Annotated in this window: 17 protein-coding genes; 10 read left to right on the top strand and 7 right to left on the bottom strand. The window is 70.6% G+C overall.

Annotated elements, in window-relative coordinates:
• Positions 1–14 precede the first annotated feature (14 nt).
• Positions 15–680, top strand: coding sequence for a class I SAM-dependent methyltransferase (locus tag AWC30_RS15615; RefSeq protein ID WP_085111147.1), 666 nt, complete (start codon positions 15–17; stop codon positions 678–680).
• A 113-nt stretch (positions 681–793) separates the two neighbouring features.
• On the opposite strand, the gene AWC30_RS15610 is transcribed toward AWC30_RS15615, so the two are convergent.
• Positions 794–1,438: a TetR/AcrR family transcriptional regulator gene (locus AWC30_RS15610; protein ID WP_085111146.1), complete on the bottom strand. Its 645-nt coding sequence runs from the start codon at positions 1,436–1,438 to the stop codon at positions 794–796.
• 92 nt (positions 1,439–1,530) lie between these two features.
• On the opposite strand from AWC30_RS15610, the gene AWC30_RS15605 reads away from it, so the two are divergent.
• Entirely contained in the window at positions 1,531–2,979 is a 1,449-nt protein-coding gene (locus tag AWC30_RS15605) for an FAD-dependent monooxygenase (protein ID WP_085111145.1), read from the top strand.
• 4 nt (positions 2,980–2,983) lie between these two features.
• On the opposite strand, the gene AWC30_RS15600 is transcribed toward AWC30_RS15605, so the two are convergent.
• A complete protein-coding gene (locus AWC30_RS15600) occupies positions 2,984–3,841 on the bottom strand; it encodes an arylamine N-acetyltransferase family protein (protein ID WP_085111223.1) in 858 nt (285 codons plus the stop codon).
• A 38-nt stretch (positions 3,842–3,879) separates the two neighbouring features.
• Here AWC30_RS15600 and AWC30_RS15595 point away from each other — a divergent pair, with 38 nt between their 5' ends.
• Entirely contained in the window at positions 3,880–4,686 is an 807-nt protein-coding gene (locus AWC30_RS15595; RefSeq protein ID WP_085111144.1) for a 1-acyl-sn-glycerol-3-phosphate acyltransferase, read from the top strand.
• A 13-nt stretch (positions 4,687–4,699) separates the two neighbouring features.
• On the opposite strand, the gene AWC30_RS15590 is transcribed toward AWC30_RS15595, so the two are convergent.
• Both AWC30_RS15590 and AWC30_RS15585 read right to left on the bottom strand, forming a co-directional pair.
• Positions 4,700–6,115: a WS/DGAT/MGAT family O-acyltransferase gene (locus AWC30_RS15590; protein ID WP_085111143.1), complete on the bottom strand. Its 1,416-nt coding sequence runs from the start codon at positions 6,113–6,115 to the stop codon at positions 4,700–4,702.
• Between the two features lie 50 nt (positions 6,116–6,165).
• Positions 6,166–7,371, bottom strand: coding sequence for an alpha/beta hydrolase (locus AWC30_RS15585; RefSeq protein ID WP_085111142.1), 1,206 nt, complete (start codon positions 7,369–7,371; stop codon positions 6,166–6,168).
• 158 nt (positions 7,372–7,529) lie between these two features.
• Here AWC30_RS15585 and AWC30_RS15580 point away from each other — a divergent pair, with 158 nt between their 5' ends.
• The 6 genes from AWC30_RS15580 (at position 7,530) to AWC30_RS15560 (ending at position 13,739) form a co-directional block, all read left to right on the top strand.
• Entirely contained in the window at positions 7,530–8,468 is a 939-nt protein-coding gene (locus AWC30_RS15580) for a hypothetical protein (RefSeq protein WP_165756492.1), read from the top strand.
• Between the two features lie 272 nt (positions 8,469–8,740).
• Positions 8,741–9,673 (top strand): hypothetical protein, encoded by a 933-nt coding sequence (locus AWC30_RS15575; RefSeq protein WP_085111140.1) that lies wholly within the window; start codon positions 8,741–8,743, stop codon positions 9,671–9,673.
• 54 nt (positions 9,674–9,727) lie between these two features.
• Positions 9,728–10,597, top strand: coding sequence for a hypothetical protein (locus AWC30_RS18135; protein ID WP_234808121.1), 870 nt, complete (start codon positions 9,728–9,730; stop codon positions 10,595–10,597).
• A complete protein-coding gene (locus AWC30_RS15570; RefSeq protein ID WP_234808120.1) occupies positions 10,594–11,475 on the top strand; it encodes an alpha/beta hydrolase fold domain-containing protein in 882 nt (293 codons plus the stop codon). The genes AWC30_RS18135 and AWC30_RS15570 overlap by 4 nt, the downstream gene beginning before the upstream one ends.
• A 4-nt stretch (positions 11,476–11,479) precedes the next feature.
• Positions 11,480–12,577 (top strand): acyl-CoA dehydrogenase family protein, encoded by a 1,098-nt coding sequence (locus AWC30_RS15565; protein ID WP_085111139.1) that lies wholly within the window; start codon positions 11,480–11,482, stop codon positions 12,575–12,577.
• Between the two features lies 1 nt (position 12,578).
• Positions 12,579–13,739: an acyl-CoA dehydrogenase family protein gene (locus AWC30_RS15560; protein ID WP_085111138.1), complete on the top strand. Its 1,161-nt coding sequence runs from the start codon at positions 12,579–12,581 to the stop codon at positions 13,737–13,739.
• A 3-nt stretch (positions 13,740–13,742) separates the two neighbouring features.
• Here AWC30_RS15560 and AWC30_RS15555 read toward each other — a convergent pair whose 3' ends face one another.
• Positions 13,743–14,723, bottom strand: a complete 981-nt coding sequence (locus tag AWC30_RS15555; RefSeq protein ID WP_085111137.1) for a MaoC family dehydratase — start codon at positions 14,721–14,723, stop codon at positions 13,743–13,745.
• A gap of 59 nt (positions 14,724–14,782) precedes the next feature.
• Between AWC30_RS15555 and AWC30_RS15550 the strand changes: the two genes are divergently transcribed.
• Entirely contained in the window at positions 14,783–15,943 is a 1,161-nt protein-coding gene (locus AWC30_RS15550; protein WP_085111136.1) for an acyl-CoA dehydrogenase family protein, read from the top strand.
• Positions 15,944–15,966: 23 nt separating this feature from the next.
• On the opposite strand, the gene AWC30_RS15545 is transcribed toward AWC30_RS15550, so the two are convergent.
• Positions 15,967–17,802: a phosphoenolpyruvate carboxykinase (GTP) gene (locus tag AWC30_RS15545; RefSeq protein ID WP_085111135.1), complete on the bottom strand. Its 1,836-nt coding sequence runs from the start codon at positions 17,800–17,802 to the stop codon at positions 15,967–15,969.
• 118 nt (positions 17,803–17,920) lie between these two features.
• Positions 17,921–18,490, bottom strand: coding sequence for a hypothetical protein (locus tag AWC30_RS15540; protein ID WP_085111134.1), 570 nt, complete (start codon positions 18,488–18,490; stop codon positions 17,921–17,923).
• Positions 18,491–18,494 lie beyond the last annotated feature (4 nt).

Genomic DNA, 18,494 nt, shown 5'->3' with positions numbered 1-18,494 from the left:
CGTAGAGTGACCGTATGAGTTCCCAGCGCACCCGGTGGGGGCAACAAACCCTGTTCGACCGGGCCAACGTGGCCGCCTACAGCTTCGGTGTGGAGAACGCCTGGATCGCCCGGCCGTTCGGCCGGCTGGTCTGGGGCACCGACGTCACCGTGTTCTATGACGCCATCTCCGCCCTCGGCGATTTGCCCGACGACACCGCGGTGCTCGACATCCCCTGCGGCAGCGGGGTGGCGCTGCGCGGTCTGCGTTCCACGCAGCGGCTGCGCTATGTGGCGGCCGACATCTCGCCGGACATGCTGACCCGCACCCGTCGGCGTGCGGCCGAACTCGGCCGCACCGACGTCGAACTCGCGACCGCCGACATCGCCGCGCTGCCGTTCGGCGACGGCGAGTTCGACGTGGTGGTGTCCTTCAACGGTCTGCACTGCCTACCGGACCCGGCGACCGCGATCGCCGAACTCGCCCGCTGCCTCAAGCCGGGCGGCCGGCTGGTCGCCCTGTCCGTGGTGCGCGGCGCGGGGTGGCGCCACGACCTGGCGATCGAGGCGCTACGCCGATCCGGGGTGTTCGGTCCCGGCGGCACCACCGCGGAGCTTCGGGGATGGTTCACCGACGCCGGACTTTCCGTCGAGTCGCTGCAGCGCTCCGGGGCGCTGGCGCACGTGACCGCCCGGCGCTGAGCGCCGGGCCGCCGCTCACCGCTCGCCGCGCCGCCAACGGGCGTACCCGGGCTCCCTCGTTGACGTGCCCGCGCCGACGAACTGGGCTGCTACCACTGCCCCGCCGACGGTCGTCAGCCCGATTGCCGAGGTGGCCGTACCAGCCCGGTGAGAATCATGTCGAGGCCGGAGTCGAATCGTTGGTCGCGGTCCCCAGTCAGGATGGCGATGAGATCCTCGTTATCGGTTGGCCGGCGTTGCCCTGCCTCGGCGATCTGCGCCACTAGACCGTCCCACTCGCCATTCGCGCTCAGCTCCAGATAGGCCTGCTCATCGATGACGAATCCTATTGTGTAGGAACGTAGTAGCACCGCGAGTTGACCAGCGCTTCGCCCTGGAACTGTGACCGATTCCAGGAGCGTGTACAGCGTCGTCGACAAGGCTAGTGTTGCAGCCAGAGGAGCATAGGAGCCGGCGATGATGCGTCCACCATCGCGAAACGTCAGCATCGCCCGGCGCATTCGTCGGCAGCAGTCTTTGACGTTCTCAACCGACGGTCGTGCGCCGTCGAAGTCGGCGAGGTCGATCGTCGCGTAGATCGCGTCGGCCATCGCGCGCTGCAGGTCGTCGCGATCCCGAAAATGTTTGTAGAGCGCTCCGGGTGTGACGCCGGCGGCACCGGCTAGGCGGCGCATGGTGAGCGCATCAAGACCGTTGTCGGCGACGCACCGGTGGGCGAGTGCGACCAGGGTTTCCCGAGTCAAGCCACGTTTGACCATCGCCGACCAGCGTAGAGACACCCGTGTTGACACCACCGTCGCATCACCTTTACCGTCCTTTTGGTGAACATTGTTTACCAAAAGGAGGCGAGATGCCCGAACATCCGGTGCTCATCGTCGGCGGCGGCCCGACCGGGCTGATGCTGGCCGGTGAACTCGCCTTGGCCGGGGTCGACGTGGCCGTGTTGGAGCGACGGGTTGATCGCGCTCTGGTGGGTTCGCGCGCTGCCGGAATGAACTCCCGAACTCTTGAGGTACTCGACCAACGCGGCATCGCCGATCGTTTCCTGTCCCAAGGCGAAATCGGCCAAAACGGCCACTACTCGGGGCTCTTCTTCGACGCGTCCGACCTACCCACCCGACACAACTACAGCCTGACCCTGCTGCAGTATCGGATCGAAAAGATCTTGGCCCAATGGGTCACCGAAAACGGTGGCGCGATCCATTACGGCTGCGAGGTCTCTGATTTCAACCAGGACACCACCGGCGTCACCGTCACGTCGGTGGACGGCACCCGCTGGCGGGGCGCTTACCTCGTCGGCTGTGACGGCGGCCGGAGCCTGATCCGCAAAGCATCCGGTATCGCCTTCCCCGGATGGGCCGCCTCGACCAGCTGCTTGGTGGCCGACGCCGAACTGACCACCGAGCCGCCCTGGGGTATGCACCGCGAGGGACGCTTTCACGCGTTCTTCCGGTTCCCCGGTGAAGACACCGCCCGGGTGATGGCGACCGAGGCCCACGTCACGAACACTGCCGAACCGACCGTGGCCGACCTGCGTGCAGCCCTCATCGACTGCCGCGGAACCGATTACGGACTACGTGATGCCGCATGGGTTTCCCGCTTCAACGACACGACCAGGCAGGCAGCGTGTTACCGCGATCGTCGTGTTCTTCTCGCAGGGGACGCCGCCCACGTGCACTTCCCGATCGGCGGGCAGGGCCTCAACACCGGAATCCAAGATGCGGTGAACCTCGGCTGGAAGCTCGGTCAGGTCGTCAACCGAACATCGAGCGCTACCCTCTTGGACACCTACCACGCCGAACGTCATCCGGTGGCCGCTCGGGTGTTGCACAACACGATGGCGCAGACCGCACTCAACGGCGTCGGGGAACGCACCGCCGCGCTCCGCGACACCATGGCTGAGCTGCTGTCCATGCGTGAACCTCACGAGCGGATCGCAGCGATGATGTGCGGGTTGGACATCCACTACGACTTCGGCGCCGGGCATCCGATGCTCGGCCTGCGCATGCCCGACCTCGCCCTGGACACCGCCGACGGCCCCACCCGACTGTTCACGCTGCTGCACAACGCCCGCGGCGTGGTCGTGACCTTCGGTCGGCATCTGGCTCAGGACCTGTCCCGCTGGGCGCAGCGCGTCTCGGTGGTCGACGCGCACCCGCCCTCGGCCTGGCGCCTACCCGTGCTCGGCGAGGTGCCGGCCCCCGGCGCCGTGCTGATCCGGCCCGACGGCTACGTCGCTTGGGCGGGCGACCACGGCGCCGGCGGCCTGGCCGTCGCTCTCGACGAGTGGTTCGCCTGACCCCTCAGCTGTCCAGCATCTCCGCGACCCGCGCCGCCAACCCGGCGATCCCCGACACCGGCAAACCGAACCGCTCGGCGAGCACCTCGAGCACCTGCTCGGCGGAGTCCAGCCGGGTCCGCTCGGTGCGGCCGTCGCGGTGGTGCATGACCAGGTGCCTACCGCGCAGGTTCCAGCGGGCGTCGGCGGTGGTGATCGCGGCGCTGAGCCCGGTGACGAACTTCGACTCCGGATACGTCGAGACGTACCAGCTGCCCACCTGCAGGTCGATCAGCGGGCGCGGCTCGGTGGTGAAGGTGTACAGCGGCGTCCACCCGTTCGGCAACCGGGTCTCCAGCAGGTGGGCGCGGCCGTGCTCGCGGATCCGGTAGTCCTCGTGGCGGGTCTGCTGGACCACGTCGGGACGCAACCGGATCGGCGAGGTCAGGGTCTGCCCGCCGAACCCGACGTCGACCAGCAGCGGATCGTCACCGGCGTCGTCGCCGGGCAGCCGCACCGCCAGCGCCTGATGGGTCTCGGCGTGCGGGGGGCCGTCCAGTCCCTCCGGGTTTCCCCACACCACCCGGGCACCCAGCGCATCGACGCCGAATCCCAACTGCTCCAACACATATCGCAGCAAGGTGTTGTGTTCGTAGCAGTAGCCGCCGCGGCGGTCGGTGACCAGCTTCGCGGACAGCGCGGCCGGGCCGAGGTCGATCACCGGGACACCGCACAGCGGATCGAGGTTTTCGAACGGGATGTGCGAGGTGTGTCCGATCACCAGCGCGGCCAGGGTGTCGGCGGTGGGTTCGGTGGCCCCGTCGTAGCCGATACGGTCCAGGTAGGCCGCCAGGTCGACGCCGCTCTCACTCACCTCGCCGATGGTATCGGCAGTCGCGGCTGGGTAGGATTGGCGCCCTGATGAGTGCACGTGAGAGCGATCGTTCCGAAACCGCCAAGTGGGACCCCGGCTTCACCGAACGGGTGATGGGCTGGCTGCGTCCGGTGGTGAAGGGCTATCACCGCGCCGAGACCCGCGGGTTGGAGTCCTTCCCGCCCGGCGGCGCCCTGGTGGTCGCCAACCACTCCGGCGGACTGTTCGCCATGGACGTGCCAGTGTTCGCGACCGGATTCTACGAGAAGTTCGGCTACGACCGGCCGGTCTACACGCTCAGCCACGACATGCTGCTCACCGGCGCCACCGCCGATTTCTTCATCCGGATCGGCTTCATCCACGCCAACCACGAAAACGCCGAGGCCGCACTGCGCTCGGGTGGGGTGGTGGTGGTCTTCCCCGGCGGTGACTACGACGTCTACCGGCCGACACTGTCGGAGAACACGATCGACTTCGGTGGCCGCACCGGGTACGTGCGCGCGGCGCTGAACGCCGGTGTGCCGATTGTCCCGTCGGTATCGATCGGCGGTCAGCAGAGCCAACTTTTCCTGTCCCGCGGTGAGTGGCTGGCCAAAGCGCTGCGACTGGACAAGCTGTTCCGGGCGAAGATCCTGCCGGTGTCGTTCGGTTTCCCGTTCGGGCTGTCGGCGGTGGTGCCGCCGAACCTTCCGCTGCCGACCAAGATCGTCACCCAGGTGCTGGACCCGATCGACATCGTCGCGGAGTTCGGCGAGGACCCGGACATCGAAGCCGTTGACGCGCACGTTCGTTCAGTGATGCAGGATGCGCTCGACGAACTGGCCGCCGAGCGCCGTTTCCCGGTGATCGGCTGAGCCGAACCGTATCTCAGGCCGGCGCCATCGCGGCCTGGATGACCGTCAACTCCTCGGGCAGTCCGGCGGCCCGGCGGATGGCGCTGAACTCGGTGACCATCGCCGCGGTGATCTCGTGCGGATCCTCAATGGTCACCGCGTCGGTCAGCACCGAGATGTTGAGTTGGTCGACGTAGCTCCAGACGGTGATGTTGACCCCGGCGCCCGCTGTCAGCGGACCCACCGAGTAGATCTCGGTGACCAGCGCTCCGCCGACCCGGCCGTGCTCGCGCGGTCCGGGCACGTTCGAGACGTTGAGGTTGAGGGTCTTGTTCTGCCCCTCCGACAGCGACATCCGACGGAACAGGGCCTCCATCGCCGCCGGTGGGAAGTAGGCCGCCCACTGGGTGATCAGTTCGGGGCCGATCAGCTGGTTGGTCTCCTTGGCCTCGGTGGCTGCCTCGTTCACCCGCCGCACCCGTTCCAGCGCGTCGTCGGCGTCCACCGGTAGCGGGACCAGCACACCGCTGAACCGGTTACCGGAGATCCGTTCCGGGGAGAAGTCGTAGCCCATCGGCACCGACGCCAGCAGCGGGTGGTCGGCGTGGCCGTCGTAGCGCACCAGCAGCGTGCGCAGGGCGCCGGCCGCGACCGACAGCACCATGTCGTTGATCGTGACACCCAGTGCCTTGCCGGTCTCCTTGACGTCCGCCAGAGCCAGGGTGGCGGTGGCGAACCGCCGGCCCGGGGTGAGCACGTGGTTCATGAAACTCGGCGGCGGGGTGAACGGCCGGGTCAGTTCCGGGGAGAGTCGCCGGCCGCTGCGGCGTACCCGTCCCAGCCCGGCCCCGGTGTAGCGCACGGTGGCCGGGATCCGGCCGACCTGGCGCAGATGGTCGCGGAAAGCCGACCGGACCAGTTCGCCGCGGGTCGGCGGCGGATCGGTGGGGTAGTCGCGCGCCACGTCCCGTCCGCGCTGCAGGTCCATGCCCTGTGCCATGAGGTTGGCCGAGGCGACCCCGTCGGCGAGCGCGTGGTGGATCTTGCCGACCACCGCGATCCGGTTGTCGGCCAGGCCCTCGATGAAGTACATCTCCCACAGCGGCCTGCTGCGGTCCAGTGCGGTGCTGGCGATCTCGCCGATGGCCTCATCGAGTTCACGGCGACCGCCCGGGGCGGGCAACCGCCATGGGCGCACGTGGTAGTCGAGGTCGACTTCGCAGTTCTCCCGCCACATCGGGTGGTGGAACTTGAACGGGATGTCGACCAGTTGGTAGCGAAACGGCTCCAGCTTGTACAGCCGGCCACGCAGCACCGCCCGGAACTGCTCGACGTTGAAGCCGCGATGCTCGGCGTCCAACTCGATCACCGCCACCTTGAGCGTGTGCATGTGGACGTTGGGTGTCTCGCTGTACAGCAAGACCGCATCCCAGCCACTCAACCGTTTCACGCGGTACCTCCCTGAGGAGGGACAATACCGTCGGGCGGCACTCCGCCGGGCTACATCGCCGCTTTAACGCCGACTTTCGCGCTGCTGCGGTGAATCTGGTTGAGGAACAGTCCGATTGCGGTGACCGCGGTCCCGGTTCGGGCCCCGTCCGTCATGTCGAAACCGTGCCCGGCGCCGGGCAACTCCAGGTAGCCGACCTCGGCGCTCGACACCCGGCGCAACCGATCGACGAACGCGCGCGCCTGCTCCACCGGGATGACGGTGTCGCGGCTGCCGTGCACCGCCAGCAGCGGCGGCGCCTGCGGGTGGACCCGTTCGATCGGGGAGGCGTCGCGGAACACCTCGGGCGACCGGCGGATCGAGTTCTGCACCACGATCCGCTGTAGGAAGTCGACGAACTGCTCCCGCTCCGGGGTGGAGCGGTCCTGCCAGTCGTAGCGGCCGTAGATCGGCACGACCGCGTCGACGGAGGTGTCCGCCCCCTCGGGCAGGTCGGCGGCCAGGGCCGGGTCGCCCGCGGTGAGCCCGGCCAGCGCGGCCAGATGCCCGCCGGCCGAGCAGCCTGCGACGGCCACGAAGTTGCGGTCCCCGCCGAACTTGTCGACGTTGGCGCGGGCCCAGGCGATCGCGGTCTTGACGTCGATCAAATGGTTGGGCCACGGGTTGTGCGGCGCCACCCGGTACTCGACCGACAGGCAGACCCAGCCCTGCTGGGCCAGGTGCGACATCAGGGCGTAGCCCTGCAGGGTGCGGCTGCCGTGCACCCAGGCGCCGCCGGGGAGGAAGACCAGCACCGGCGCCTTTCCGGCGGGCAGGTCGCGGCGGCGCCACACGTCCAGGAGTTGGGTCGGCTCGCTGCCGTAGCGCACCGCGGCGCGGTGCAGGTAGCGGCGGTGCTGCAGCGCGCGCAGGGCCGGCGGGGTCCGGTCCGGCTCGGGCCAGTCGGCGGCAAGCAGGTCGGCAGGCACCAGGTCGCGCAGCGCATCGCGGGCGGCCGGACGGGTCTGGTCCCGCTCCCGGCGCCGCACTTCACCGCTGCCCGGCGCCAGCCAGGTGCGCGCCGTGGTGGACAGGAAATCCGGCAGGTGGCGGGTGCCCCACACACTCATCGCGGTCATTCCGCCGAGCGGTTCGAGGTGTCTGCCGATCACCGGGAGCGACGCGGAGGCCTGGCTCAGCGCCAGCATGTAGTCGCTCGGGCGGGCCCGCAGCAGCCGTTGCGCACGGTCCACCAAACTGGTTTCCGGCTTAGCCATGTGCCGCAGCCTACCCCCGGAGGGCTCTCGGATCGGCGGGTTGGGGGTTTGCCGCGGCCCGGCGGGGCGTTCGCCCCGGCCCGACGCGGCCGCTCCGGGACTTGTTTAGGCTGGCTGACGACCTGGCCGCACACGACGGACGAGCGGGAGCCTTGCCGATGCGTTTCAACCCACCCCCGAACTGGCCGCCCACCCCGCCGGGGTGGGCTCCGGATCCGCAGTGGCAGCCGGACCCGGCGTGGGGCCCGGCCCCACCGGGCTGGCAGTTCTGGGTCGACGACGCCGCCCCGCTGGGCGCGCCGCCGTATCCGCCCGGCTACCCGGCCCCGTACCCGCCCGGGGGTCCGCAAAAGTCGCGAGCCAAGCTGTGGCTCGGGCTGGCCGCGCTGGTCGCCGTCGTGGTCCTGGCGGCCGGTGCCCTGGTGATCGTCGCCGCCCGCAGCGGCGGCGGCCAGAAGCCGTCGGCGAAATCCGACCTGACCACGCTGAGCAAGGACCTCCTGGTCGACCGGTCGGTGTTCCCCGACGTCGCCGACGGCGAGTGGCGCGACTACCTCAACGACGGCGACGACGACGAGGACGAGACGATGCCCGGCGACATCACGGTCAGCCCGCAGGAGTGCGCCGACCTGCTCGGCGGCCCGGCGACCGCCACCCAGCGCGCGGCGGCGCGACTGTCCAGTCGCGGTTCGCAGGGAATGCGCTCGGTGGGGGTGAACCTGGTCCTCGGCGGCGGGCAGCGTGACGTGCACGACTACCTGGACAAGTGCCACAGCTTCACGATCAGCACCAGCCTGCCCGGGCTGGACAAGTCGATGGACATGGACGGCGAGGTCACCCCACTCGACGTGTCGGGTATCCCGTCGTGGGCGGTGGGCTACCGCACCACCACCAGTTCGTCGGTGCCGGGGATCCCGTTCTCCACCGCGATGGACGCCTCGGCGATCAGCGGCTACTACCGCGGCGTGCTGGTCGAGGCGTCGTCGGAGCAGATCGTGTCCGGTAAGTCGGATTCGACCACCGCCGAACCCGCCCAGCTCGACGATCTGGTGCGGCTGTTCAACGCCCAGGTCGACAAGCTCGAGGCCGCGCCCTGACCCGGCCGTCCCTATGCCGGCCCGCACCGCGCTGTGCCCGCGCCCAACGTGCGCCCTACCCCCGCCGAACGTGCGCCCTACCCCCGCCGAACGTGCGCCCTGCCCCCGCCGAACGTGCGCCCAGGTTCACGCTCGAGCCCGAACGTGAGCAGGTGTTCACGCTCGGCCGGCGGCGGGTCCGACGCGGGGCCGGGAGCTAGGCTTCGGGTCACCAGGCACACGGAACACCAGGCACACGGTCACCAGGACTTCTGAGAGCAGGAACCCAGCTCATGCGTTTCAACCCGCCGCCGAACTGGCCACCCGCGCCGCCCGGCTGGGTGCCCGACGCCGGCTGGCAACCCGATCCCGCCTGGGGCCCGCCACCGCCGGGCTGGCAGCTCTGGGTTCCCGACGACCGGCCCGGCGACCTCGCGGCCGCGGTGGACTATCCGTCGGGGCCGTTCTACCCGTCGGGGCCGTTCCCCCCGCCGCAGGCGCCGCGCTCCCGCACGCCGCTGTGGCTGGGGCTCGGTGCGCTGGTGGTGGCGGTGATCGTCGCCGCGGGCGCGCTCATCGCGGTGACGTCGCGGGACTCGGCGCCGTCCTCGGCGTCGGCCAAACCCGACATCACCGCGCTCAACACCGACCTGCTCATCGACAAGTCCCGGTTCCCCACCATCGGTGACGACGACGTCTTCACCGACTGGCACGAGGACGACCCGGACTCGTTCGGCCCGCCGGAGGACCTCACCGTCGAGCCCGCCGACTGCGCCGACCTACCCGATGCGCCGCGGTCGGCCACCGACTCGGTGGGCGCGAAGGTCAGCGCATTCAGCCTCGATCACCGGCTCGCCTACGCGGTGCAGCTGAGCATCGGCGACGAGCAGGTGCCGCTGGCCCGCCTCGTCGACGCCTGCCGGACCTTCACGATCGCCGACGCCGGCGACGAAAAGCTGTCCGCGACCGTGCAACCCGAGGCCATCGACGGCCTGCCGCGCTGGGCGGTCGCCTACACCATCGGGTTCGGCGGCCCGGACTCCGACGGCGGATCCGGCATGGCCATGCAGATCCTGTCCGGTTACTACCGAGGCCTGCTGGTCCAGGCGATCGGTGCCGACGACGTCGACGACCCGACGGACCTGGACTCGTTCCGCAGCACCACCTCCGAGCCGCTGTTGACCCTGTTCACCGCGCAGATCGACGAATTGGAGGCCGCGCCCTAACCCGTCTCCCACCACCCCCGTCGTCGCCGACGATCCGAAAGCAGGCCCCGCCGAATGCGTTTCAACCCGCCACCGAATTGGCCTCCCGCGCCGCCGGGTTGGGTGCCCGACCCGTCGTGGCAGCCGGACCCGGCATGGGGGCCGGTGCCGCCCGGCTGGCCGCTATGGGTGGCCGACGAGCCGGTCCACAGCCCACAGCGGTCACGGAAGGCGTTGTGGCTGAGCCTGGCCGGGCTTGCGGCGGTGGTCGTCATCGCCGCCGGGGTGATCGTGGCCGTGGGGCGTGGCGGCGATTCGGCAACGAAGCCCTCGGCCAAGCCCGACATCACCGCCCTGGCCGAGGAGATGCTCGTCGACCGCGCGGTCTTCCCCGACCTCGGTGACGACGCCACCTGGATCACCTCGCTGGACACCTCCGAGACCAAGACGTTCGGCCCGCCGCACGACATGAGCTTCAGCCCCACCGAATGCTCGGATCTGCTCGGCGAACCGGCCGGCTCCGAGCAGGTCGCCGACGCGGTGTTGTCGCACTACACCGCCGACACCATGCAGGCCTTCGAGGTGATGCTCAGCGTGGCGGCCCAACCGATTCCGCTGGCCGACTACCTCGAACGCTGCCGGGAGTTCACCATCGTCAACCAGCCCACCGGCCAACGGCAGGAGGGCCGCGCGACCGTGCAGCCGCTGCACATCGACGGCGCACCGGGCTGGGCCCTGGGCTACACCGTGCAGGTGATCGCACCGTCGGCCTCCACCGGCGGCACCAACCACTTGACCGCGCGGGTCCTCGCCGGTTACTACCGCGGGGTACTCGTCGAGGCGATGGATCGCAGCCAGAGCGGCACCGACAGCGAGACCGAGGCCGACGACCGGGTGCTCGACCTGTTCACCGCGCAGATCGACAAGCTGGAGGCGGCACCGTGAACGTTGTCCACAGCGATCTGGTCGGCCTCGCCCGCCTGATCCCGCGCGCCTCGCTGGGACCGCGGAACCTGCGTGTCCTGCGCGCCGCGGCGCGGCTGGCCCCGCCGGCCCGCGGCGTCGAGGTGCTGACCCTGTCCAGCGGCGCGCGGTTGCGGCTGCATCATCCGCCCGGCACATCGGGCGCCACACCCGCGCTGCTGTGGCTGCACGGCGGCTACGTGCTGGGCACCGCGCGTCAGGACGACCGGCTGTGCCGGCGGATCGCCGCGATGCTCGGCGCCACCGTCGCCGCCCTCGACTACCGGTTGGCGCCCCGACACCCCTACCCCGCCGCCCTCGACGACGGCGCCGCCGCCCTGTCCCGGCTCGCGTCGATGCCCACCGTGAACGCGGCGCGGATCGCGGTCGGCGGGGCCAGCGCCGGCGGCGGGTTGGCGGCCGCCTTGGCGTTGCGGGCCCGCGACGAGGCGGGGTTGCCCGACCCGGTGTTGCAGGTGTTGTCGTATCCGATGCTCGACGACCGCAGCGGGTCGCTGCCGCCGGACCGCCGCTACCGGTTGTGGTCTCCGGCCGCCAACCGGTTCGGCTGGGCATGTTATCTCGGCGACGCCGACCCCGCCGTCGCGGTGCCGGGCCGCCGCGAGGATCTGGGCGGGCTGGCGCCGGCCTGGATCGGCGTGGGCACCCACGATCTGTTCCACGGCGAGTGCCTGGCCTACGCCGGCCGGCTGATCAGCGCGGGGGTGGCGTGCCACCTCGAGGTGGTCCCGGGCGCCTTCCACGGCTTCGACCTACTGGCACCGTGGAAAACGGTGTCGCAGAATTATTTCGCCAGCCAATGCCGTGCCATGCACGCCGCCTTTTCCACCGGGAGCTGATCGAATGCCCGAGCACAGCGAGTTGCGCAGCGCAGTCGCGGACCTGATGGCCAAACACAGCACCGAGGCCGCCGTCCGGGAACTGATGGCCGGCGAAGCCGGGTTCGACCCGCAGGTGTGGTCGCAGCTGGCGGCGATGGGTCTACTCGGCCTGACCATCCCGGAAGCGCACGGCGGGTCCGGTGCCGGCCCGGTCGAACTGGCCGTGGTCGCCGAGGAGATGGGCCGGGCCCTTCTGGTCGCCCCCTTCCTGTCCACCGCGGTGCTGGCGCCCGCACTGCTCGCCGCGACCGGAGACGAAACCGAGCAGGCGGTGGTGCTGCCGCGCATCGCCGCCGGCGAAGCGGTGGTCAGCGTGGCCTTCGCCGAGGACGGCTCGGCGCGCCCGCCGGAACGGATCGCGACCTCCGCCGGCGCGATCGGCGACGCCTGGCACCTGACCGGTTACAAGCACTACGTGCTCGACGCCGGCCGCGCGGATCTGCTGTACGTGCTGGCCGCCACCGATGCCGGGCCTGCGGTCTTCGCCGTCGACGCCGGCGCCGCCGGCCTGACCGTCACCGCGGTGACCACGGTCGACCACACCCGCAAGCAGTACCGGGTGCAGTTCGTCGACACCCCGGCGCGGCTGGTCGGAACCGTAGGCTCCGGCGCGACGGCCGTGGCGGAGGCGCTGGACCACACCGCGGTCGCCCTGGTCGCCGGGCAGGCCGGCGGCGCACACCGGGCGATGCGGATGGCGGTGGACTACGCCCGCAACCGGTTCCAGTTCGGCCGGGCGATCGGCAGTTTCCAGGCCGTGAAGCATCTGTGCGCGGACATGCTGCTGGAGGCCGAGTCGGCGGTGTCGGCCGCGCGCCAGGTCGCCGCCGCCTTCGCCGAGGACTCGACCTCCGCGATCGCCGATCTGGCGCTGGCACAGGCCTACTGCTCGGAGGCGTTCGTCTTCGTCGCCGCGACCGGGATCCAGGTGCACGGCGGAATCGGTTTCACCTGGGAACATCCGGCCCATCTGTATCTGCGCCGGGCCCGCGGTGACGCGCAACTGCTGGGCGGGCCGGCCTGGCACCGGGAACGCTACCTACAGCAGATCGGAGCATGACGTGGCGACCGATGCGGAACTGCGCGACGAGGTGCAGAGTTGGCTGGCGGCCAACTGGTCACCCGACGCCGACCGAGCGCTCTACGCCCAGGCGGTGGTCGACGCCGGCTGGGCGGTGCCCAGCTGGGAACCGGAATGGTACGGCCGCGGCCTCTCCGACGGCCAATCCCGTTTGGTCGCCGAGGAATTCCGGGCTGTCGGCGCACCGGGCTCCGGCCACGACCGGGCGAACCTGTTCGCCTGCACCCTGCACGACCGCGGCAGCGACGAACAGAAGCGCCGGCTGATCCCGTCGTCGATCCGCGGCGAGAGCAAGTGGTGCCTGCTCTACAGCGAGCCGGGCGCCGGCAGTGACCTGGCCGGCCTGCGCACCCGCGCCGAACGCGACGGTGACGAGTGGGTGATCACCGGCCAGAAGGTGTGGACGTCGTTCGCCACCACCGCCGACTACGGCATGTTGGTGGCCCGCACCGACGTGGATGCGCCCAAACACCAGGGGATCACGTTCTTCATGCTGCCGATGCGCCAACCCGGCGTGCAGGTTCGCCCGATCCACCAGATCACCGGCGAATCGGAGTTCAACGAGGTCTTCATCGACGGCGCCCGGGTCGCCGACGCCGACCGGGTCGGCGCTCCCGGCGAGGGGTGGGCGGTGCTGCAGGTCGCACTGGGTTACGAGCGCCGGCTGATGGGCGATTTGGCCCGCACCACGCAGCGCGGCCAGCGTGCCGGTGGCGAGCACCGGCTGGTCGAGCTGGCGCGTCAGTCGGGCTGCCTGGACGATTCCCACATCCGCCAGCAGATCGCCCGGGTGGAGGCGCTGACCACCGTGAACCGCTGGAACACCCGACGCGCCAAGGCGACCGACGACCGGGCCGAGGCCGCCACCCTGTCCGCGCTGGGCAAGATCGCGATGTCGCGGATCCTGCACGAGACGGCGCGGGTGGAGACCGAGATCGTCGGACCGGAGTCGATGCTCGCCGGCCCGGAGAACCCGGCCGGTGACGGCGTGACGTTCCGGGCGCTCAACGCCTATTTCACCTCGATCGGCGGCGGCACCGACCAGATCCAGCGCAACATCATCGGTGAGCGGGTGCTGGGCCTGCCCAAGGAGCCGGACCCGTACCGGGACAGCCCGTTTCGCGATCTTCCGTTCGGCTGACGCTCAGAACTGCAGGACTGAGAACCGCCAGTCCAGCACCGGCCGGTCGGCTTGCTCTGCGGCGTCGGCCACCGCGTACACCACCGAACGCAACCGCAGGATCCCGCCCCGGCGGGTCGGCTCCGCGGCTTCCACATGCAGTTCGCTGTAGAGGGTGTCGCCCTCGTAGACCGGCGCGGTGTGATCGCAGGACTGCCACGACAACACCGTCGCCAGGTTCGGCAGCAGTCGCCCGGCCTGCGCGAGCGCCAGTCCGATGGTGTGCCCGCCGTAGACCAACCGTCGTCCACCCCGTCGCGAGTCATGGTGGGCGGCAGCGATGTTCAACGTCAATCGGGCGAGTTCCGGCGCGCTGCTGACGACGTCGGCGCTGCTGACCAGCCGCGTACCGGCCAGTCCGGGCTCGAAATGCGGCCCCGGAACCCGGGCGCGGAACGCCTCGCCGTTCCAGTGCCCGGTCGGATCGGCCGCGGGTGCGGGAGCGTCCGCGCCGACCCGGCCCAGATCGTCGGCCGGTTCGGTCACCGGTTCGCGGGCCGGCAGCATCGCGCACCGGTAGAAGTCCAGCACCGTCCGGTCCCGCTGGTCGACGGTGGTCATCCGCAGCGCCGCCAGGCCGGTCGGCGCCCGGCCAGGCCGGACCGAGTTGGCCCGTAACCCCACCACCTCGGTCCGGGTCCGCAGCGTGTCGCCGAGGACCGGGAAACGGTGGAAGACCAGGCCGCGGTAGAACAGGTTGGCCTTGACCTGCCGGGTGACCAGCGTGGACTGCCCGATCGCGACGTCGGTGACCAGGGCGGGATGCGCCAGCGGGGCCGGCGCACCGGTGACCGCCGCGGCGAGTTCGCCGTCCAGCGCCAACCGCAGCCGGTGGCCGAGGATGGACTGGTGCACCGCCGCCACGCCGTCGGTCAGCGTCATCGGCGGCGCCTGGTCGAACACCAGCCCGACCGACAGGTCGTCGAAGTAGGGGCCGTCGTTCATGCCACCTCCGCGTGGGTCACCATGGCGGTACCGATACTGGCACAACCGAAGGAGCACCGGTGCCCACCGAGTTGACCGCGGAGGAATCCCTGCTGGTGGCCACCGTGCGGTCGTTCATCGACCGGGATGTGAAACCCACGGTTCGCCAGTTGGAGCACGCCGACACCTACCCGGAGACGTGGATCGACCGGATGAAACACCTCGGCGTCTACGGGCTGGCGGTCCCGGAGGAGTACGGCGGCACCCCGGTGTCGACGTGGTGTTACGCGCTGGTCACCCAGGAGTTGGCGCGTGGCTGGATGAGCCTGGCCGGCGCGATGGGCGGGCACACCGTGGTGACCCGGCTGCTGGACCTGTTCGGCACCGCCGAGCAGAAGCGGAGCTACCTGCCGCGGCTGGCCACCGGCGAACTGCGCGCCACGATGGCGCTGACCGAGCCCGGCGGCGGCAGCGATCTGCAGAACATGACCACCACCGCTGTCGACCGCGGCGACGGCACGCTGCGCATCACCGGGGCCAAGACCTGGATCTCCAACGCCCGCCGCTCCGGGCTGATCGCGCTGCTGGCCAAGACCGACCCGGCGGCCCGGCCGGCCCACACCGGGATCTCGGTGGTGCTGGTGGAGAACCCCACCGCGGGACTGACGGTGTCGCGGGACCTGCCCAAACTCGGCTACAAGGGGGTCGAGACCTGCGAGCTGGTGTTCGACGACTGCGTGGTCGCGGCCGCAGCGGTGCTCGGCGGGGTGCCCGGGCGCGGTTTCGCCCAGATGATGAAGGGGCTGGAGACCGGCCGCATCCAGGTGGCCGCCCGGGCGCTGGGGGTGGCGACCGCGGCGCTGGAGGACGCGTTGGCCTACGCCCAGCAGCGGGAGAGCTTCGGCAAGCCGATCTGGAAGCACCAGAGCATCGGCAACTACCTGGCCGACATGGCGACCCAGCTCACCGCAGCCCGGCAGCTCACCCGGCACGCCGCCGAACGCTACGACAGCGGTGAGCGCGCCGACCTCGAGGCCGGGATGGCCAAGCTGTTCGCCTCGGAGACGGCGATGCAGGTGGCGCTCAACGCCGTCCGCATCCACGGTGGCTACGGCTACTCCACCGAGTTCGACGTGGAACGCTACTTCCGCGACGCACCGCTGATGATCGTCGGCGAGGGCACCAACGAGATCCAGCGCAACGTGATCGCCGCGCAACTGGTGGCCCGCGGCGGCCTGTGACGAGCGGGCCGTGCCCGCGCCGGTCAGCCCCGGTCGGCGGCGTCGAGCCGCTGCTTGAGCGCCTCGAACTCGTCGCGGACACCCGAGGGCAGCCGGTCACCGACGAAGGAGAACCACTCCTCGATCAGCGGCAGCTCCTCGCGCCACTCGTCGACGTGGACGGCCAGCGCCGCGTCGACGTCGGCCGGGTCGACGTCGAGGCCCTCGAGGTCCAGGGCGTCGGCGCCGGGCACGGTGCCGATCGCGGTACTGACGCCCTCACCGCCACCTTCGACCCGCTCGATGATCCACTTGAGCACCCGGGAGTTCTCCCCGAAGCCCGGCCACAGGAACCGGCCGTCGTCGCCGCGGCGGAACCAGTTGACGAAGAACACCTTCGGCATCTTCGACTCATCGGCGTTCTTGCCCACGTCGATCCAGTGCTGCATGTAGTCCCCGGCGTTGTAGCCGATGAACGGCAGCATGGCCATCGGGTCGCGGCGCACGGTGCCGACCTTGCCCTCGGCGGCCGCGGTCTGCTCGCTGCCCAGGGTGGCGCCGATGAACACGCCGTGTTGCCAATCGCGGGCCTCGGTCACCAGCGGCACCGTGGTCTTGCGCCGACCGCCGAACAGGATCGCCGAGATCGGCACCCCCTGCGGGTCGTCCCACTCGGGGGCGAGGATCGGGCACTGCGACATCGGGGTGCAGTACCGGGAGTTGGGGTGCGCGGCCTTGGCCTCGCGCTCCCGCAGGATCCAGTCCTGCCCCCGCCAGTCGATCAGGTGTTCCGGCTCGTTCTCCAGGCCCTCCCACCACACGTCGTTGTCGTCGGTGAGCGCGACGTTGGTGAAGATGGTGTTGCCGCCCTCGATGGTGTGCATCGCGTTGGGGTTCGACGACCAGTTGGTGCCCGGCGCCACCCCGAAGAAGCCGAACTCGGGGTTGACCGCGTACAGCCGGCCGTCCTTGCCGAACCGCATCCAGGCGATGTCGTCACCGAGGGTCTCGGCGCGCCAGCCCGGGATGGTGGGCTGGATCATCGCCAGGTTGGTCTTGCCGCACGCCGACGGGAACGCTGCCGCGATGTAGTAGGCCTTGTCCTCCGGGGAGATCAGTTTGAGGATCAGCATGTGCTCGGCCAGCCAGCCCTCGTCGTGGGCCATCGCCGAGGCGATGCGCAGCGAGTAGCACTTCTTGCCCAGCAGGGCGTTGCCGCCGTAGCCGGAGCCGTAGCTCCAGATCTCCCGGGTCTCCGGGAAGTGGGTGATGTACTTGGTGTCGTTGCAGGGCCACGGCACGTCGGTCTGGCCGGGCTCCAGCGGGGCGCCCACCGAGTGCAGCGCCTTGACGAAGAAACCGTCGTCGCCGAGCTTGTCCAGGGCGGCCTTGCCCATCCTGGTCATGATCTTCATCGAGACGACGACGTACTCGGAGTCGGTGATCTCCACCCCCAGCTTGGGGTCGTCGGCGCCGAGCGGCCCCATACAGAACGGCACCACCCACATCGTGCGTCCGCGCATGCAGCCGCGGTAGAGCTCGGTCATCGTCGACCGCATCTCAGCGGGGTCCATCCAGTTGTTGGTGGGCCCGGCGTCGATCTCCCGCTCGGAGCAGATGAAGGTGCGCGACTCCACCCGCGCCACGTCCGCCGGGTCGGACAGCGCCAGGTAGGAGTTGGGTTTGAGCTCGTCGTTGAGCCGGCGGAAGGTGCCCGCCTCGACCAGCTGGTCACAAAGCCGGCGCCACTCCTCGTCGGACCCGTCCGCGAAGGCCACCCGGTCCGGCTGGGTGAGCTCGGCGATCTCCCGCACCCACTCGAGCAGCCCCTGGTGGGTGGTCGGCGCGTTCTGCAACCCGGGGACGGTCGCTGAGGTCATGGAACTCTCCTGTGTCGGTTGCGCGGTCCTTATAAACCCTTTAATAGAGGTTATCGTGACCGGCGCCGCCGGGGTGCGGCGGGCGCACACGCTCGGCGGACGGCGCCACCAGCACTGTTCAGCCGGCCGGCAGCCGGATCGCCACCCGCTGGGCGGCGGTCGTCCGCAACACCGCCGCGACCGCCCCGACCCAGCGCTCCAGCAGGGCGCGCCGCTGCAGCAGCCCCCGCGCCCCCACCATCCACACCGCGACCGCCAACCCGCCCGCCGCCCCGGCCACCAGCACGGCCGGGCCGGCGGCGGCCTCGCCGAGCAGCCGGGTCAGCGACGCCCCCACTCCGGTGCCGAAACCGACCCCCACCAGCCCGGTCAGCCGCTGCTCCAGCGGCCGGGCCGCGGGGGGATCCGGCAGCACCGGCCGCGGGCACGGTGCCCCCACCGCGCTCGCGGGCCCGGCCGCGAGGGCGGCCAGCCCGGCCAGCGCCGCGGTGATGTCGCCGTCGATCTCCGCGACGGTGCCGGCCGCACGCCGGCGCACCCGCGCCGGGAACCCGGCCAGGTCGCGCCGCGACAGCGCCGCGGCCTCCCGCTGCAACTCGGTGCACAACACCTCGCACCGGTGCCGGGCCAGCTGCCCCACCCGCAGTCGCGCGCGGATCCGGAGCCCGGCGGCACCCTCGGCCGACATCCGC

This window comes from Mycolicibacillus trivialis, from assembly GCF_002102395.1.
Taxonomy (GTDB): domain Bacteria; phylum Actinomycetota; class Actinomycetes; order Mycobacteriales; family Mycobacteriaceae; genus Mycobacterium; species Mycobacterium triviale.
The sequence above is the reverse complement of the archived record's forward strand: the minus strand, read 5'-3'. Positions and strand labels throughout refer to the sequence as shown.

Excerpts from the sequence above, each read along its gene's own strand:
- AWC30_RS15610 (WP_085111146.1), bottom strand. The coding sequence starts at position 1,438 with ATGGTCAAACGTGGCTTGACTCGGGAAACCCTGGTCGCACTCGCCCAC.
- AWC30_RS15605 (WP_085111145.1), top strand. The coding sequence starts at position 1,531 with ATGCCCGAACATCCGGTGCTCATCGTCGGCGGCGGCCCGACCGGGCTG.
- AWC30_RS18135 (WP_234808121.1), top strand. The coding sequence starts at position 9,728 with ATGCGTTTCAACCCGCCACCGAATTGGCCTCCCGCGCCGCCGGGTTGG.
- AWC30_RS15615 (WP_085111147.1), top strand. The coding sequence starts at position 15 with ATGAGTTCCCAGCGCACCCGGTGGGGGCAACAAACCCTGTTCGACCGG.
- AWC30_RS15540 (WP_085111134.1), bottom strand. The coding sequence starts at position 18,490 with ATGTCGGCCGAGGGTGCCGCCGGGCTCCGGATCCGCGCGCGACTGCGG.
- AWC30_RS15555 (WP_085111137.1), bottom strand. The coding sequence starts at position 14,723 with ATGAACGACGGCCCCTACTTCGACGACCTGTCGGTCGGGCTGGTGTTC.
- AWC30_RS15575 (WP_085111140.1), top strand. The coding sequence starts at position 8,741 with ATGCGTTTCAACCCGCCGCCGAACTGGCCACCCGCGCCGCCCGGCTGG.
- AWC30_RS15565 (WP_085111139.1), top strand. The coding sequence starts at position 11,480 with ATGCCCGAGCACAGCGAGTTGCGCAGCGCAGTCGCGGACCTGATGGCC.
- AWC30_RS15545 (WP_085111135.1), bottom strand. The coding sequence starts at position 17,802 with ATGACCTCAGCGACCGTCCCCGGGTTGCAGAACGCGCCGACCACCCAC.
- AWC30_RS15580 (WP_165756492.1), top strand. The coding sequence starts at position 7,530 with ATGCGTTTCAACCCACCCCCGAACTGGCCGCCCACCCCGCCGGGGTGG.
- AWC30_RS15595 (WP_085111144.1), top strand. The coding sequence starts at position 3,880 with ATGAGTGCACGTGAGAGCGATCGTTCCGAAACCGCCAAGTGGGACCCC.
- AWC30_RS15585 (WP_085111142.1), bottom strand. The coding sequence starts at position 7,371 with ATGGCTAAGCCGGAAACCAGTTTGGTGGACCGTGCGCAACGGCTGCTG.